The sequence below is a fragment of the Sodalis sp. (in: enterobacteria) genome (assembly GCF_047607725.1).
In the GTDB taxonomy this organism is placed as follows: Bacteria; Pseudomonadota; Gammaproteobacteria; order Enterobacterales; family Enterobacteriaceae; genus JBLKSS01.
Map to the genome: position 1 here is coordinate 1 of NZ_JBLKSS010000138.1, position 16,206 is coordinate 16,206.

Below are 16,206 nucleotides of genomic sequence, written 5' to 3' on the forward strand. Positions count from 1 at the left end.
CATCGCCGGATTATCCATGATCTGACAGCCGTCCCTTATAGGATGCGGGTTCACTAGGCATCGTAGTGGAACATATTCTTACCGGGCCATACAACAAACCCACCAATAATTCAAGACGTCCTCCACGGGGCGCTTACGGTAATCCCAGGCGGTGGTGTTACAAGGCGCAGCCAATCTGGAACAGCTTACGCTGCGCCCGGAGCTTAACGGGCGCACCTGGTGGCCGGGCACCGTGATAGCGGAAAGGGGGGCCAGCGGGGTGCAGCAGCAGACGCAGCAACAGTTGCTGGCTCGATTAAGTGCCTTCAGTGCCGAACTGTGCGGGGATAATGACGGCGAATTGGCCGCGATGCGGGTGACCGGACGGCAGTTTGTGCCGCTGGATCCTGACTGGATACGCTTACATTCCGAGGCCAACCGCAGATTGAGCGGCGATTATAGCGTCTATACCTTATCCCGGCCCACCAGCGTATTGGTGGTCGGTGTCACGACGCCTGCCGGCCCGCAGCCCTATCAGCCCGGTCGCGATGTCGCCGAATATCTGCAAACCCACCAGCGGTTAAGCGGTGCGGAAAAAAACGTGGCCTGGGTCATCGCGCCGAACGGTAAAACGGAGGAAGTGCCCGTGGCTTACTGGAATCGCCGTCATGTGGAAGTGGCACCGGGCAGCATCATCTATGTCGGATTCTCTTCCTGGTCACTGCCCAGGGTCTACCGGGATGTAAATGAACAGATTATCTCCTTACTGACTCACCGGATCCCTGACTGATGAATAAAAAATATCTCCTCAGTTTTATTGCGCTATCGGTGGCCAGCGCCTGTCAGGCCGCTTCTTATCCCGAACCGATAGGGCCGTCGCAAATGGATCAGGGTGGCGTGGGCCTGCTGCAAACGCCTACCGGACGTATGGCGCGGGAAGGCGAGTTCAGCATGAACTACCGTGATAACGATCAATATCGCTTCTACTCCCTGAACCTGCAGCTGTTCCCCTGGCTGGAAAGCACCATCCGCTATACCGATGTGCATACACGGAAATACAGCAGCGTGGAAAGTTTCAGCGGCGATCAGACCTACAAAAAGATAAGGGCGTCGATTTCAAGCTGCGCTTGCTGAAAGAAAGTTATTGGCTGCCTGAGTTATCGGTGGGCGTACGCGACTTCAGCGGTACCGGCCTGTTCGACAGCGAATTCGTCGCGGCCAGCAAAGCCTGGGGGCCGTTCGACTTCAGCCTGGGTTTGGGATGGGGCTATCTCGGCAGCCGTGGTAACGTCACCAACCCGTTCTGTAAGGTCAAAGACAGCTATTGCTATCGCGATAACTCCAACCGCCGGGCCGGCAACTTTAATACCGACTCCTTCTTCCACGGGCCGTCGGCGGTCTGTGGTGGCGTTGAATATCAAACCCCCTGGCAGCCGCTGCGCCTGAAGGTCGAGTACGAAGGTAACAATTACCAGGATGATTTCGCAGGGACCCTCGATCAGAAATCCCCTGTTAACGTTGTGGCGATTAACCGGGTCGCCGACTGGGCGGACGTCAACGTAAGCTACGAACGCGGCAACACCTTTATGTTCGGCGTTACGCTGCGCACCAACTTTAACGATTTGCGGCAGCAGCATATCGACGAGAAAAAACCTGACTACGCCCCGAATCCGCAGACGGAGATTTTGTAGCATCAGGTTGTGGCGCAGCAGTTGACCGATATGCAAAGTAACGCCGGATATACGGCACCGCATATTCAGGTGAAAGGTCACACCATGTATATGACCGGCCAGCAGTATAAATACCGCGATAGCACGGAGGGCGTGGATCGCGCCAACCGCATTATGGTGAATAATCTGCCGGAAAATATCGACACGCTGAAAGTCACCGAAATGCGCGAAAATATGCCGATGGTGACCACCGAAACCAATGTGCGCAGCCTGCAAGACACCCTACAAGGCTATCCGCTGGGCCACGAGAAGCCGCTGATTCAACGCCGCGTCGAGCCCGACGTGCCAAAAACCGCCGAGCAGGGCTATTACATCGACCGCAGCCGGCTGCAGCTGAGCTGGTCGCCGGTGCTGAACCAGTCCTTCGGTGGCCCGGAAAGTTTCTATCTGTATCAGATCGGCGTGGAGGGTACGGCCAATTATTGGCTCACAAACCACTGGGCGCTGTCGGGCAGCCTGTTCGGCAATATCGTGAATAATTACGATAAATTTAACTACACCGATCCGCCGTCGGATTCCCATCTGCCGCGCGGGCGCACCCATATCCGCTCCTACGTGCAAAACGACGTGTATATCAGCAATTTGCAGACCACCTATATCGATCGGTTGGGCGATGGCTGGTACGGCCAGCTGTACGGTGGGTATCTGGAGATGATGTATGGCGGCGTCGGCGGCGAGCTGCTTTATCGTCCGCTGGACAGTAACTGGGCGGTGGGCGTTGACGGTAACTACGTCAAGCAGCGCGATTGGGACAATATGATGAAGTTCACCGACTACAAGGTCGCTACCGGTAACCTGACGGGGTATTGGCAGCCGACCTTCCTTAAGAGGGTACTGGTCAAAGCCAGCGTCGGGCAGTATCTGGCGAAAGACAAGGGCGTCACGTTCGACCTCTCCAAACGTTTCGACAGCGGTATTACCGCCGGTGCTTACGCCACCTTTACCAACGTCTCGAAAGAGGAATACGGCGAGGGATCCTTTACCAAAGGCTTCTATCTGTCGATCCCGCTGGATGTCCTAACGGTAACGCCGAACCGGACCCGCGCGCAGTTCAACTGGACGCCGCTTACCAGCGACGGTGGTCAGATGGTGGGACGCAAATACTATTATATGGTCTGACCGACGAACGTTCTCCCGCGGTAGAATAAGCGCTCGGACGCGGTACATGATGCAGATGGCCTCCTCATGGAGGCCATTTTTTTCACCCGAGCCTTGGCAGGGATCCTCCGCCTATCGCGGAGAGGGGTGTCGGTCTGCGGCGGACGAGAAACCACGCTCCGCCGTGGTGAATTGTAGGTGTGGCATGTCAATGAAAGGCGGTTCTGGGCTACAATGAAATCTTTAACCCCGGGAGCGAGCGTGGACCCTATGCCGGATCAGGCCATTGTTGCGCTACTTGACGGTATTCAGTGGCTGGACGCGCCGCCATCGTGGCCCGATGACGTCACGCGAAGCTGGTTGACCGAGCGCGGATCGATGACGCGCCGTCTTGAACGCTACTGCGGGCAAATCCGCGTACAACGCTTTCGCGAAGGGTTCGTCTCCGCCTGCGTCGAACCGGGCGAGGCGGCGTTACTGCCGGACTGCGGGCGGTTCTGGCTGCGGGAAGTGGTGCTCTATGGTTATGACAGGCCCTGGCTGACCGCGCGCACCCTGGTTCACGCCGCGACAAAGGCAGGGCCGGCACAGCACGTGCTGAGCCTCGGCGATGTGCCGCTCGGGCAATGGCTTTTTCGTCACCGGCCGCCGGCGCGCGATGTTATCCAATTCGGCCGGGTGGGCGACCTATGGGCGTGGCGTGCCCACCTGCTCCCCGAAGGGCAACTGCTGCTGCTGACAGAGGCGTTTTTACCCGATTGCCCGCTGTATGCCCGCGTCTGCGATGCACCAGAATAGAAAAGGAGAATTCCGTTGGATCACAGTCTGACACAGGATAAATGGCAGGCATGGTGCCGATTGATGCGGATTGATAAGCCTATCGGTTCGCTGCTGTTGCTGTGGCCGACACTTTGGGCCCTGTGGCTGACGGGCCAGGCCGTGCCCGCTCTGGGAACGCTGACGGTGTTTATTCTGGGTGTCTTCTTTATGCGCGCCGCCGGCTGCGTGATTAACGATTATGCGGACCGTAAAATAGACAGCCATGTCAAACGTACCCGCGCCCGCCCCTTGCCAAGCGGCGCAATCGGTGAAAAAGAGGCCAAGCTGCTATTTGGCGCGCTGGTGGGGATTTCGTTCGCGCTGGTGTTGACGTTGAATAGTATGACCATCGCGCTGTCAACGGTAGCGCTGGCACTGGCGTGGGTTTATCCGTTCATGAAGCAATACACACATTTGCCGCAGCTGGTGCTGGGCGCGGCGTTCGGCTGGTCCATTCCGATGGCGTTTACCGCTGTGAGTGAGTCCTTACCTTTAAATTGCTGGCTGCTATTTCTGGCGAATATCACCTGGACGGTGGCTTACGATACCCAATATGCCATGGTGGATCGGGATGACGATCTGCGTATCGGCGTCAAATCCACCGCCATCCTTTTTGGTCGTTTCGATAAACTAATCATCGGGTTGTTGCAACTGGCGACACTGGCGTTGCTGGGTGTTATCGGCTGGCAGGCCGGGCTCGGCCGGATCTACTATATGGCCCTGGCGGGCGCTGCGGCATTGTTTCTCTGGCAGCAAAAGCTTATCGCCAACCGCGAACGACAGGCCTGTTTTCGGGCGTTTCTGAATAATAACCTCGTTGGGATGCTGATTTTTATCGGCATTTTGCTGAGTTTATTGCCGCATTAAGCTCCTTCATTTGAACGCGTACCGGCGCGAAATAACGGGGTTTACACTATCTCTGTTGGGTGGCGTCGGCGGCCGCTGTCGGCGCGACGGGGGGCTGGATGCGGCGGCACCGGACGCTTGTTCGGGGCGTCGCCGCGGCGCTTTCGCCATCGCGCCCAGCAGCGGTTTTGCGCTTATTCCGCCGGCAGCGCCGCGATAGCCGGCCCGTTCGCCAGTAAACTGGCGCTTTCGATAGCGCCAAGGACGTCCGGTGTGATCAACTCACTAAGAATGTCGCACATCTCGCTGACTTTCTCATCGATGGCGTCGCCGGTATCGCTGATATATTCCTCGGCGCGCAGCGTCGCCACCAGAGTCGAGAATACCGCTTTATCGAAAAACTCCGGCGCGTTGATACCGTGCAGTACCGATAGCCGCTGCGCCATAATCCGGCTCTCTTTTTCCAGCGTGCCGCGGTTAAGCGGCGGATTGGTGCGCAATAACAAAAAGGTTATGGCGTAGCGCTGCAGCGTTTCGCTCACGCTGGCGGCCAACAGCTGTAGGGCGTGAAGACGCGGTTGCGCCGGGTACAGCAGCATTTCCCGCGTTTCCACCAGCCCCTGGCGCGCCAGTTCGGCAATGAGACTGTCGATGACCGGCGGCAACTGTTGTTTGCTGTAGCGCATAAACAGCTCCGCTTTTAGGAGCGGGTACAATAGCATGATCCGCTGGTGCAGTTGCGGGCGCGCGATTCCCGGACGGCCGCAAATAATACTCGCCACCAGCGACGGCAGGATAAACAGATGTTGAATGTTATTGCGGTAATAGGTCATCAATACGGCCTGATCGCGCGACAAACAGATGATATAGCCGATGGTATCTTGCTCTACGGTAAACTTATTCATCGCCAGCGCATGGGCCAAAAGCGCCTCCGGCGTCAAATCGGGTACCGTGATGTCAGGTGCATAGGGAACATTGCGCAGCAGCTCCAGATAACAGGCTAACTGCGACAGCAACTGCGGACGGGTGAGCGATCGCTGGCGCGAGGCAAGCAGCACGGTGGAGCACAGATTAATGGCATTGGCCGCGGCGGCGTTGTTGATCTGCACCATAAGGGTAGCCGCAATGTCATCCACCGCCGGCGCAAGCCAGCCGGGGCGCTGGGCCTCGATGGGATCGATGGAATCACGCCACTGCGGCACTTGTTGCGACAGCCAGGTGGCCAGGGGCAGCGGGGCGCCAAAATTGACATAACCCTGACCGAGATTGCGTAATTTGCGCAATCCACGCAGCATTTGCCATAGTCCCTCTTTCTCTTTAGCCGCGCCGCGCAATTCTTTAGCGTAGGTCGCCACCTCCATCACGTGCTCATAGCCGACATAAATCGGCACCAGGGTAATGGGTCGGTTGCCACCGCGCAGCATGGCCTGAATGGTCATGGTCAGCGTACCGGTTTTCGGCTCCAGCAGTCGCCCGGTCCGGGAGCGGCCCCCTTCGACGAAATACTCCACCGAATAGCCGCGGGTGAATAACTCGCCGAGATATTCGCGGAAAATAGTAGAGTAGAGTTTATTGCCTTTGAAGGTGCGACGAATAAAAAACGCGCCCAGGCGGCGGAATATCGGGCCCGCCGGCCAGAAATTGAGATTAATGCCTGCAGCGATATGCGGCGGCACCAGCCCTTGATGGTAAAGCACATAGGAAAGCAGCAGATAATCCATATGGCTGCGGTGGCAAGGCACATAGACGATTTCGTGGCCCTCTTCCGCCAGTTGACGGACCCGCTCGGCGTTGCACACGTGCAGACCTTGATACAGCCGGTTCCAGGTCCAGCTCAGCACCCGGTCCGAAAGGCGGATCGCTTCATAAGAAAAATCGGCGGCGATCTCCTCCATGAGTTCGATGGCGTTTTGCTGGGCCTTTTCCACGGAAATTTTCTTACTGCGCGCCTCATCCTCCACCGCTTTTTCAATGGCTTTGGAGGCCAGTAGCTTGTTGAAAAGATCCTGGCGTACCGGCAGCCGCGGTCCCGCCGCAACCAGCCGCTGCCGGGCAAAGTGAATGCGCGCGACCCGGGCGAGTTTCTGAGCGATAGACTTGTCGGTGCCGTGCTCGGTAGCCATATAGCGCAGCGATAACGGCCGTGAGAACCGCACGAAGCTATCGCACCCGAGCCACAGCACCGCGAAGAACTTCTCGATACCGTTCAGCAGTCGCAACTGCGGTGCCGGCTGACTGGATTGCGACTCTCTGCCGGGCGAACGGCCAAACATGACCGATACCGGCACCAACTGCACATCCAGCGCAGGATTCGAGCGGTGCAAATCAAGATAATTATGAAACAGCGAAACCGACTGAGTTTTTTCGGCGTACCACGACAGTACGCGTGGCCCGTCATAAATAAAAACATAGCGCGGCAGGGTGACGCCATCGATATGCAGCGGTGTCAGCGGATCGGGCAACCCTTGTTTCAGGCATTGCATACGTAACGTGAGCAGGTCCGCTTTGGAATTATAGGGCAGCACATACATCATGGGCTGCCGGGGATCGAGGCCGGCTTCAGCGCGCGGATCGGCCGGAATAACTTTACTTCTTACCAGCAACTTTAGCGGTAAATCCAACAACGTATAATAAATTTTACGCCAACCTGACATGTCTTTGTGAAGCCTCTTGTTAGCAATGCGATGCAAGAATACCAGAAACCGCGCGGTGGATCTGTGGCGGCGTTAGCGTCTGGGGCCACAGCGGCAACCGCTGCGGCATCACGTGCAAAATTTGTGCCCGCCGGGTTCGGGTTCCATGGCACTCGCGGGTAACCGGCCCGGGGTGGTGGTGGCTAACCAAGGGATACGGGGCAACGGTTTGAGCGCTACCCGCGCCATGTCTCTGGGCGCCCGGTTGCCGCAACTGTGCGGCAAGGGACTTATATTATCGTGAATGGCACCCTATTTCGCGCGTTTTCGGTTTTCAATTGATAATGACCTGTATATACTCTCAGAAAGACTGTATAAACAAACAGGGGACGGAATGAAAGCGCTAACCACCAGACAACAAGAGGTTTTTGACCTGATCCGCGACCATATCACGCAGACCGGCATGCCGCCCACGCGCGCCGAGATAGCGTCGCGTCTGGGGTTCCGTTCGCCCAATGCGGCGGAAGAGCATTTGAAAGCGCTGGCGCGTAAGGGTGCTATCGAAATTGTCTCCGGCGCATCGCGCGGCATCCGTCTGATGATTGAAGAGGAAAGCGGATTGCCGCTGATTGGTCGCGTGGCCGCCGGAGAGCCTCTGCTGGCGACGCAGCACATTGAAAGCCATTATCAGGTGGATCCCACCTTGTTCAAGCCTCACGCGGATGTTCTGCTGCGTGTTAGTGGTATGTCAATGAAAGATATCGGTATTATGGACGGTGACCTGCTGGCGGTCCATAAAACGCAGGAAGCCCGTAATGGTCAGGTCATCGTGGCGCGCATTGACGATGATGTCACCGTCAAACGGCTGAAACGTCAGGGCAGCATCGTCGAATTATTACCTGAGAACAGCGAATTTTCCCCCATTGTGGTGGATCTGCGCCAGCAGGAACTGCTCATCGAGGGGCTTGTGGTAGGCGTAATACGCAACGGCAACTGGCTATGATCGCAGCGCGGCGGGGCCGCACAACGCTGACCCCGCTGCGCGGTCGCCTGTTTCCCTAGCAAATGTCGTCTCGGTTGCCATGCGGCCTGTGCCCTTAAGCTCCCGGCGCTGCTTTTACTGGAGAAACCACTCTCGGCAGAGAGATAAACACCTTACAGCTTAATGCTCTCCCGCTCCCTTTCTGCCGCAGTGCGCTATCTTGGCACGATGCGGCTTGCCCTCATTGTTATCCGCCTGCGTGCTGGTGTTTCGGCAATCACCTGTGCCCAGCACCGACGAATTTATGCCTGGATGTTGCCCGTGTTCGCTGACTTGAAACGGTAGAGCTGCTTGCGCCCTGTGCCTGCAAATGCGAGACTGGGTGGTTGCCGGTGCCCTGGGCCTGGAAACGCGAGACTGGATGGTTGTTTGCGCTCGACGCCCTTTGTCTTGCGCCTGGATCAACGTCACAAGCCTTGAAATCAGGGGATTTATGGTTCACGCCTGAGGTCATACATGTGGAACAATTTTTGAAGTTAACACTCACAAACTTTTTTCCACGGCGTATCCTCGGGGGTTATTATCTAAGGTTAGGGATCTAGTCGCCGTTCGCTCGGCGCTAATGAGTACGCAAACGCGGGCCTTACGTAGCATTTTGTCTCTTCACCGCTGTGAGTCACGTTGGTCAACTAAGTTACCGACACATTTGCTTACAGACTAAGTGTTCCGCCCCCTTCTTACTTCCTGCTGTTTTAACAGGTGTTATTCCGAAATCTCTACTCAAAAAGCCCTTTTACGATGGGATCGTCTGGTAAGTCCAGCCTTTGCCAAATCCGCTGCTATAATTTAATTAAAGCTTAGCGCATCACTTCTCTACACGGTATGGCTGGATTTGCGGATTCAGACGAGGAAATGAAGGTTATTGATAAACTACCTTACAGAAGGAGTCATAACATGAATAAAGACGAAGCCAGCGGCAATTGGAAACAATTCAAGGGTAAAATCAAAGAACAATGGGGAAAACTTACCGATGATGATTTGACAGTGGTGGAAGGTAAACGCGATCAATTAGTCGGTAAAATCCAGGAACGCTATGGATACGGCAAAGACGCGGCCGAAACTGAAGTGAAAGATTGGGAAACACGTAATAAATATCGTTGGTAAGCGGTTTCAGGCTATAAAGGGTGGGTAAGCATAAGAGCTTCCCACCGAATTGTTCCTACCCAAAGGTACAGGGATGTACCACATGGCTCATAGGTGGGATTCACTTATTTCTATGAGGTGGAGTGATGGCTGCTGCAAGCTAAGATGATTTTATTCTCCCCCATTGTTTGAAAATGCTACATCTCGCAAATGTGTTGCTACTCGTTGAAGTTCATGTCGAGGTTATTTACTACGTTTGTTTGTATGATAATGAGAGTGTCCCCCTGTCGTTTTGCTCTAACATAAACCCTCTTCTAATTAGCCCAGGTCAATGAATGACGCTCCGCGCTTATCAACCTTTCTGAGCTATGATGGCCGTCAATTATCCAGCCTTTCTGGTCCAGTAGAGGCTATCTCAAGGTTGTGGTTTTAATCATCACTAATTTCGATGAGATATAGGGTACTTTAACTCTATTATCAGTCATCACTTTGCTCAGCCTTTAAACTGCTTAAAGCTTATGCCAATTCGCTCGGGTAGTAACCGTCAAAATATCCCCCCTCTTGAGGACCACTTCTTCGTTATCGTAATAGACCCGCGTCTGATAGCCGGCGTTGGTGACGATTTTTATCATTTTATTGACTTCTGCCACTGAAGGAATGGAAATTTTAAAGGCCCATCCCCCATCGTACATTTTTATAAGGATATGATCGTGGTCATTTAATATTTGTCGCAATGACTCCTCGCTGATATCTTTTCCATTGTTTATGGGGAAATGATAGAATTTTTTCTCATCTAAATAATCAATCATTTCATGTCGTAACGCTTCAATATCGAGCCAGTTTTTCTCATCATACATCTTATCAATACCATAATCACTTTGCCCTTTGACGGTATTATCGCCATCAGGAGTATCGTTAAGGTACTTCTTGTTCATTAACACTGACGCTTTGGACAGCAGGTCCTGCGGTTCACTCTTCTCGACTTCCGTTAGTTTCTTTGCCAAGACGGATAATTGCGGAAGGTTAATAGCCTGGTCATATTCATCTAATCTCTTGTTGTTGAAAAAATCCCATGCTTCAAAAACGAATGCTTCCCGGCTCGTTTTTATTAACCATCCCGTGCCCGCTGATTTAACGCCATTTTCACTTTTTGTCAAACTGGGAATTTCGACAAGTGTGCCAAAAGGGCGTTGAATGAATTCGATCACACCCAAACCATTATGTATGTGGCCGTTCAGCATAATGATTTGCGGATAATTGTTAAATAACTCCTTAAGCATTTCATCCTGATCGCCAAACCCACCAAAAAGCCCCGCCCGCCAATGGGATGAGTTAAATGATTGATGCGTAACAACAATAATGGGTTTATGGATGTCGCTATGTTCTGCTAATTTTTCTTTTAACCATGTTATTGAATGATCATTCAAAGATATACTATCTTTGAGGCCGAGATCGGTATTCAAACACAAAATATGATAATCATTAAACCAAGAGTCAATGCACATGGTATTATCGTAATAGTGAATGCCAAACTTATCTAAATAGCCATGATATAAATTTACCAAATCCGGGTCTAAGGAGTTATCTGGTCTTGCACCCGTTCTAACATCGTGATTGCCCAACATAAGCATCATGGCGTTATGAAATTCTTGGGGGAAACAATCGTTTATGATTGAAAACGCTTTCTCTCGCCTGCTGTGCGCATCACCGATATCGCCGGCCATAATTAATGCCGTGGCCCCATTTTTTGCCATATTTTTTAATGATTTTCCAGTACCTCATTCTCATATTGCCCATTTTGGTGAATATCACTAATTAATCCAATAATCATATTTTCGCTCCTTAGCGGTTGACATTATCCCATCAACGATGGTTGTAGACTTATTAGCCCTATATTGACGTTAATAGGAAAGCTATGATTTATAAATATAACGTTTTTATGGATTATTAGTTTGATGGCATGTTTTTTGATAGAGGGCTGAGAAATAAATGACGCTATTGAGCGACTTAGCAGGAGGGAGATCTTATCACGCCAGATAATAGACGACCGCTGCACATTTATTATGGCCAAAAGGTGAGGAGGCAAATCTACATCACACTAAACGTTACCTCATCCCTTTTCGACAACACCGTGCCTATGTGTAATGTTGCCACCAAAACGACATTACTATAAATACTGCCATTAACAACAATGGATTAATACCCTACCTTGGATCAAGTGATATCGGATATTACCACATCAGTGCAGAGCTCGTATTCTGGCTGCGATTTCATTTTTTTTACCCCATGCTTATGACGGGAGGGTAAAAGTAATAATGAGGGGTCGATAGGCAGGCGCGGGTTAGCCATTTTTAACTATGTGGCGTCGCAGAGTAACGCAATTGATGTCTGTCATAGGGGGAGTGGTGAACGGCGATGACGCTACTCGCAGCCTACGCGCCCTATTTACCTGTGCTAAAACGTGGCGTTGTTAGCCCACCCGATCACAGGGTTCGTCATCCCCCCCTCAATAAAATTATGCCCAGGTAGGTGAGGACTTTTATCGTTTTTTTATTGCAATGCTGTGGTCGTGTTCGCACACGTCAGGATGCTCACAGGCCTGCACTTCAGCACACTGCGGACAGAAACCGGGCGCTTCTACCACGTTATGGGAGAGAGTAAAGTCGGCGACGGCCTCCATACACTGTAATATGTCTTCAATGCCCTACGTGGTTTGTTCAGTGACCAAGCCACAGCGGTCGAAAATGAAAAAAGCGGAGGTATGGGACGGTTCGGCAAAATGATGACATAGCACAAAGCTGTTGGTGGATTCGACGCGGTGAACAAAACCTTGCTCTAGGAGAAAATCCAGGGCGCGGTAAACGGTCGGTGGTTTTGCCTGCGGCTCAGACTGACGTAATAAATCAAGTAAATCATAAGCACTTATCGCACCGTTTTGCTGCGACATCAGGCGCAGTACCTCCAGCCGCTGCGGCGTCAGGCGGAGATTGCGCTGCTCGCACAATTGCTCGACCTGGCTGAGAAGTGGGTTTTCAGTGGTGGCTTTCATGATGCTCCCCGGTTACGGTTTCTCAAGTCATATTACCACGAAGGCACAAAAACCACGACTAAAGGTGCCTTAACCGTTGTATTGGCGGGCATACAGATCATCGGTAACGCTGCAGGCGATCTTCAAAATATAATAGATAATCAATTTATTATCGGCGTTTGTTTTGCGTTTAATATTGATCTTATGTGACGACAGCGTTTTATCTTTGATATTCAAATGCGCACAAATAGCTTTGGTGTTCTCGCCAGCCATCCACATGGCCAAAATTTGCTTTTCGGTTTTACTGAATCGCAGCGGTGCGCAGCGTTTTGCTCTGTTGGCGAGCGGAGACTTTTCTTGTCCGGCGAAATGACGGAATAGGTGTGTAAATCTGTCAACGGCAAGGAATTTGGAGGTCACGATAACATTACTTTTAAGAGGGACAACGGCGTTATAGACAATGTTTTCGTTACCAATAAAAATCAGAAAAAACGTGTGGGGCAGCCGTTCAATTAATGTTTTAAAATGCGGTCGTCATCTTTTGAATGCATATAACTCTGACTGATTATGACAATGTCAGGGATAATTTTATGGCAAAGAATATCTAATTTCATAAGATCATTAAGGGTATAGATATTTCCTCTCACGCCACTATCAGTTAGCAATGACCGCATCGACTACGGGTAAATACACAATGATCAAGGATAAAGGCTGTCATATTGCTCAGTCTGGTAGCTTGTTCACCATCTGGAAAAAGAAATTATTATTTGGCTAACATATCAGGCCTCAGAACTTCGCGTGTTGCCGTCATTTTCGGGGCCGCGCAGGCCGGTGCCGTTGATATGAATCGGCCGTTAATAGCAGTAAAAATGACCTACCAATATTACGCATAGTTGCTCGCGATTGAGTGCTTAGCGCTGGTCCTTTGCCTTGGGCAACGCCGGCATGTATTTTTAATGCCCAGCTTTCTTTTGATAGAACAGACGCGGCCCTTTGTAAATCCATCCTCCGAGTATTGGGACGCAATGTGGGCAATGTGGGATAAAATGATCTCATCAGCTCCTGACTAAGGTTATCCAAAGTGGGTGTACGCATGCCAAGCCCGCCGGTGCCGGCGAGCGGCTGCGGCGCCCATCACGTCAAAGCCTTAAGCAGCACAGCCTGATAGGCCGTTAACTCTCCTTTCCCTGATTATAGGGATTAATAAAAGACGCAAAATGCCTATCCGCTACATTACAAGTTAACCGGCACTCGTCATTCAATACCGGTAGGTCGCCGATTTATTCGCATGCGAAACCGGCATCTGTCGGAGACGGCGATAACAGGATAAAGGGGTAAAATCGTGTCATCCCTCAGTCAGGCAATGCGGAAAGTGGCTTGAATAACCCATAGGGTAGGGGGTGCCAAAGTGTTTTGGCCGCGGTTTTGTTTTTTTACTCTCCTACCGTGCGCCTGATGGGGGAGGGGGTTGCCTTCAAGAGGGCCACCGGCAACCGCTAATCTATGCTAGAATCTACCCGAAGAATTCCCTGCCGGTTCCCTTTGTTCCCGGGCCGCGTGGGTAGCCGATTGCCTGAACAGACGTGAAAATATCAGCCATGCTTGAAAACCGCCCTAATCAAAACGTTCAGCCGTCCACGATAACCTCGGCCGGGTTGGCATCGCCTGCGCCCGGCCGGTTCAGCGTTGCGCCGATGCTGGATTGGACCGATCGTCATTGCCGTTTTTTTCTGCGCCAGTTGAGCCGCCGTGCGCTGCTGTACACCGAAATGGTGACCACCGGCGCTCTGTTGCACGGTAAAGGCGATTATCTGGCCTATAACGACGCGGAACATCCTCTGGCGCTGCAACTGGGCGGAAGTGAACCGGATGCGCTAGCGCGCTGCGCGAAAATGGCACAGGCGCGAGGCTATGATGAAGTCAATCTCAACGTGGGTTGCCCCTCCGATCGCGTGCAGAACGGCCGTTTCGGCGCCTGTTTGATGGCCGAGAAAGACCGGGTGGCGGCGTGTATCGCCGCCATGCGCGAGGCGGTATCGTTGCCGATAACGGTAAAAACCCGCATCGGTATCGACGAGCAGGACAGCTATGCGTTCCTCTGTGAGTTCATCGATACCGTCGCCGCTCGCGGCGGCTGTCAGACATTCATCATTCATGCCCGCAAGGCCTGGCTTAACGGTCTGAGTCCCAAAGAGAACCGCGAAATTCTACCGCTGGATTACGACCGGGTGTATCAGCTAAAGCGGGATTTCCCGTCGCTTCGGCTCATGATAAACGGCGGCATCACCACCCTGCATGATGCCCGGGAACATCTGCAGCGGCTTGATGGGGTCATGATGGGCCGCGAAGCCTACCAGAATCCGGGCATCCTGGTGCGGGTTGACAGCGAGCTGTTTGGCGACGCGGATCCCTTGCCGAATCAGGCGGCGGTGATTGACGCGATGTTGCCTTATATAGAGCGGGAGCTGTCTTGCGGCACGGTCCTTGGCCACATTACCCGCCATATGCTCGGGCTGTTTCAAGGGATGCCGGGCGCCCGGCAGTGGCGCAGCTACTTAAGCGAACACGCCCACCGCCCAGGCGCGGGTGTCGATGTGTTGATTAAAGCGCTATCCTGCGTCCAGCATTAATAATTGACTCAAGGGCTTTAAGAATTTTTGCGGCACATAACGGTCAAAACCAGTGTGACGGCTGTATTCGCTGAACTGACGCAAACAGTGTACTCCCGCTTTCTGATAGATACCCTGCAGCTTGTTCTCCACCGTACGGTGCGAAAGACCAAGATGACGGCCAATGACTTTGCTGCTCATGTTTTGCAGGACAAAAAAGATCACGTCCAGCTCGCCCTCGGTAAAGATCGGTTCCGGCGGATAAAACAGGAAATAATCGAGGCTTTTGCCGCATAACTGCTTTTGCAGCGAGACGTTCTCGACTTTACGCGCGTGGAAAATTGAGCCGATGCACTCACGGGTGATCTGATGGTAGAGTGGATATTTATCGAAAAAATAAGGCTGAATAAGCTTTTCTCGGCCGTAACAGTGGATTTCGATGGAGCAGAAGCGATCCTACTGTTTGATGGTACAACGGTCGTGGCGTTGGAAATGCGAGGCAAAATCCGCCACCGGTAACGGTAAATCATGATCGAAACAGCCGGGGATGGTGAAAAGTGCTGGATTAATATTCAGCAGATCGTAATAAGCAGAGTTGGCATAAAGATAGCGTGATTCAAGGTCCTTGACGCACCAAGGTTCACGGGACGATTCCCATAGCATTAGCAGCTGCGGTGCTATGACGCTATCCTGAGTATCGCGAGATAGGCAATCGCTGTTCATATAAAGTCCTTTTGAAAAATACCGCATAGCAATTCTATTTTTTACCGCAAATGTTATTTTTGATCCAGCCTGGCCCCCTATAAATTTATGATTAACAGCTTCGTTGATATAGCCAATCCGCCCTTTGTGTAATCTTCCCTCGGCCAAGGTTATTAATGAGGTGATAATTAATTTATTTATTTTGCTATCTGTGGGCGGCTATTGTTGCGCTTATTTATGTGTTTATGGATAGGTATGTCGATGACTCGTCAAGGGCAAGGTGGATAAATTGTCGTCTCGGCAAAAAAAAGGGGGCGATTATATCACGGGCTATGGGGCGTTAAGGAGGCAAGGCGCTGGACACAAAATAGGTAATGGATAGAGGCCAGTGAGATAAGTCAGCAAGCCGATGGCCGCGGATTCCATAAATGGGTATATCGCTGAGTAGGGAGAGGTGCTGGTTCCGGTCACGTCCGATCACTGATTCCGATTTCACCCGATCACTGATTCCGGTCGCCCGATCAGCGATTCCGATTCTGTCCGATCACTCATCTTCTGTTCCGCCATACTCTGGAGACTTTTAGCTTCCGGGGGTATGGCATGGCACGTAAAAAGAAGAACGCGAGAACAGAAATGT

At 52.3% G+C, this 16,206-nt stretch carries 11 protein-coding genes and 3 pseudogenes; 8 read left to right on the plus strand and 6 right to left on the minus strand.

From position 1 onward, the window contains the following. Positions 1-65: 65 nt before the first annotated feature. From ACMX3H_RS12650 to ubiA, 5 genes and pseudogenes are all read left to right on the plus strand, one after another. Positions 66-236 carry a hypothetical protein gene (locus ACMX3H_RS12650; RefSeq protein WP_415211089.1) on the plus strand — a complete coding sequence of 57 codons (171 nt, stop codon included), beginning with the start codon at positions 66-68 and terminating at the stop codon, positions 234-236. Next, positions 155-769, plus strand: a complete 615-nt coding sequence (locus ACMX3H_RS12655) for a capsule biosynthesis GfcC family protein (protein ID WP_415211090.1) — start codon at positions 155-157, stop codon at positions 767-769. Before ACMX3H_RS12650 ends, ACMX3H_RS12655 begins: the two co-directional genes overlap by 82 nt. Beyond that, positions 769-2,857 (plus strand): annotated as a pseudogene (locus tag ACMX3H_RS12660) (YjbH domain-containing protein). The gene ACMX3H_RS12655 and the pseudogene ACMX3H_RS12660 overlap by 1 nt, the downstream one beginning before the upstream one ends. A gap of 184 nt (positions 2,858-3,041) precedes the next feature. Then, complete coding sequence (ubiC, locus tag ACMX3H_RS12665) at positions 3,042-3,605, plus strand: chorismate lyase (RefSeq protein WP_415211091.1); 564 nt, start codon at positions 3,042-3,044, stop codon at positions 3,603-3,605. A gap of 15 nt (positions 3,606-3,620) precedes the next feature. Next, positions 3,621-4,493 (plus strand): 4-hydroxybenzoate octaprenyltransferase, encoded by an 873-nt coding sequence (ubiA, locus tag ACMX3H_RS12670; RefSeq protein WP_415211092.1) that lies wholly within the window; start codon positions 3,621-3,623, stop codon positions 4,491-4,493. 173 nt (positions 4,494-4,666) lie between these two features. On the opposite strand, the gene plsB is transcribed toward ubiA, so the two are convergent. Further along, complete coding sequence (gene plsB / locus ACMX3H_RS12675; RefSeq protein WP_415211093.1) at positions 4,667-7,126, minus strand: glycerol-3-phosphate 1-O-acyltransferase PlsB; 2,460 nt, start codon at positions 7,124-7,126, stop codon at positions 4,667-4,669. A 373-nt stretch (positions 7,127-7,499) separates the two neighbouring features. Between plsB and lexA the strand changes: the two genes are divergently transcribed. Then, positions 7,500-8,108: a transcriptional repressor LexA gene (gene lexA, locus ACMX3H_RS12680; protein WP_415211094.1), complete on the plus strand. Its 609-nt coding sequence runs from the start codon at positions 7,500-7,502 to the stop codon at positions 8,106-8,108. 933 nt (positions 8,109-9,041) lie between these two features. Then, positions 9,042-9,251, plus strand: a complete 210-nt coding sequence (locus tag ACMX3H_RS12685; RefSeq protein WP_025423970.1) for a CsbD family protein — start codon at positions 9,042-9,044, stop codon at positions 9,249-9,251. A gap of 488 nt (positions 9,252-9,739) precedes the next feature. On the opposite strand, the gene ACMX3H_RS12690 is transcribed toward ACMX3H_RS12685, so the two are convergent. The 3 genes and pseudogenes from ACMX3H_RS12690 to rcsA all read right to left on the minus strand — a co-directional run. After that, positions 9,740-10,954 carry a metallophosphoesterase family protein gene (locus ACMX3H_RS12690; RefSeq protein WP_415211095.1) on the minus strand — a complete coding sequence of 405 codons (1,215 nt, stop codon included), beginning with the start codon at positions 10,952-10,954 and terminating at the stop codon, positions 9,740-9,742. Positions 10,955-11,769: 815 nt separating this feature from the next. Then, positions 11,770-12,279, minus strand: a pseudogene (gene zur / locus ACMX3H_RS12695) (zinc uptake transcriptional repressor Zur). Positions 12,280-12,348: 69 nt separating this feature from the next. After that, positions 12,349-12,774 (minus strand): annotated as a pseudogene (rcsA, locus tag ACMX3H_RS12700) (transcriptional regulator RcsA); the annotation flags it as partial. 1,178 nt (positions 12,775-13,952) lie between these two features. Between rcsA and dusA the strand changes: the two are divergent. Beyond that, the gene (dusA, locus tag ACMX3H_RS12705) at positions 13,953-14,888 is read left to right on the plus strand and encodes a tRNA dihydrouridine(20/20a) synthase DusA (RefSeq protein ID WP_415211097.1); all 936 of its coding nucleotides are present in this window, start codon (positions 13,953-13,955) and stop codon (positions 14,886-14,888) included. On the opposite strand, the gene ACMX3H_RS12710 is transcribed toward dusA, so the two are convergent. Together ACMX3H_RS12710 and ACMX3H_RS12715 are read right to left on the minus strand one after the other, a co-directional pair. Next, positions 14,868-15,308 carry a helix-turn-helix transcriptional regulator gene (locus ACMX3H_RS12710; protein WP_415211098.1) on the minus strand — a complete coding sequence of 147 codons (441 nt, stop codon included), beginning with the start codon at positions 15,306-15,308 and terminating at the stop codon, positions 14,868-14,870. The two genes, dusA and ACMX3H_RS12710, sit on opposite strands and share 21 nt — an antisense overlap. A 15-nt stretch (positions 15,309-15,323) precedes the next feature. Next, entirely contained in the window at positions 15,324-15,590 is a 267-nt protein-coding gene (locus tag ACMX3H_RS12715; RefSeq protein ID WP_415211096.1) for a hypothetical protein, read from the minus strand. Positions 15,591-16,206 lie beyond the last annotated feature (616 nt).

What these genes read in the sequence shown, in the direction of transcription:
- ACMX3H_RS12685 (WP_025423970.1), top strand. Translation starts at nt 9,042, where the DNA reads ATGAATAAAGACGAAGCCAGCGGCAATTGGAAACAATTCAAGGGTAAA.
- ubiC (WP_415211091.1), top strand. Translation starts at nt 3,042, where the DNA reads ATGAAATCTTTAACCCCGGGAGCGAGCGTGGACCCTATGCCGGATCAG.
- plsB (WP_415211093.1), bottom strand. Translation starts at nt 7,126, where the DNA reads ATGTCAGGTTGGCGTAAAATTTATTATACGTTGTTGGATTTACCGCTA.
- ACMX3H_RS12690 (WP_415211095.1), bottom strand. Translation starts at nt 10,954, where the DNA reads ATGGCCGGCGATATCGGTGATGCGCACAGCAGGCGAGAGAAAGCGTTT.
- lexA (WP_415211094.1), top strand. Translation starts at nt 7,500, where the DNA reads ATGAAAGCGCTAACCACCAGACAACAAGAGGTTTTTGACCTGATCCGC.
- dusA (WP_415211097.1), top strand. Translation starts at nt 13,953, where the DNA reads ATGCTGGATTGGACCGATCGTCATTGCCGTTTTTTTCTGCGCCAGTTG.
- ACMX3H_RS12715 (WP_415211096.1), bottom strand. Translation starts at nt 15,590, where the DNA reads ATGAACAGCGATTGCCTATCTCGCGATACTCAGGATAGCGTCATAGCA.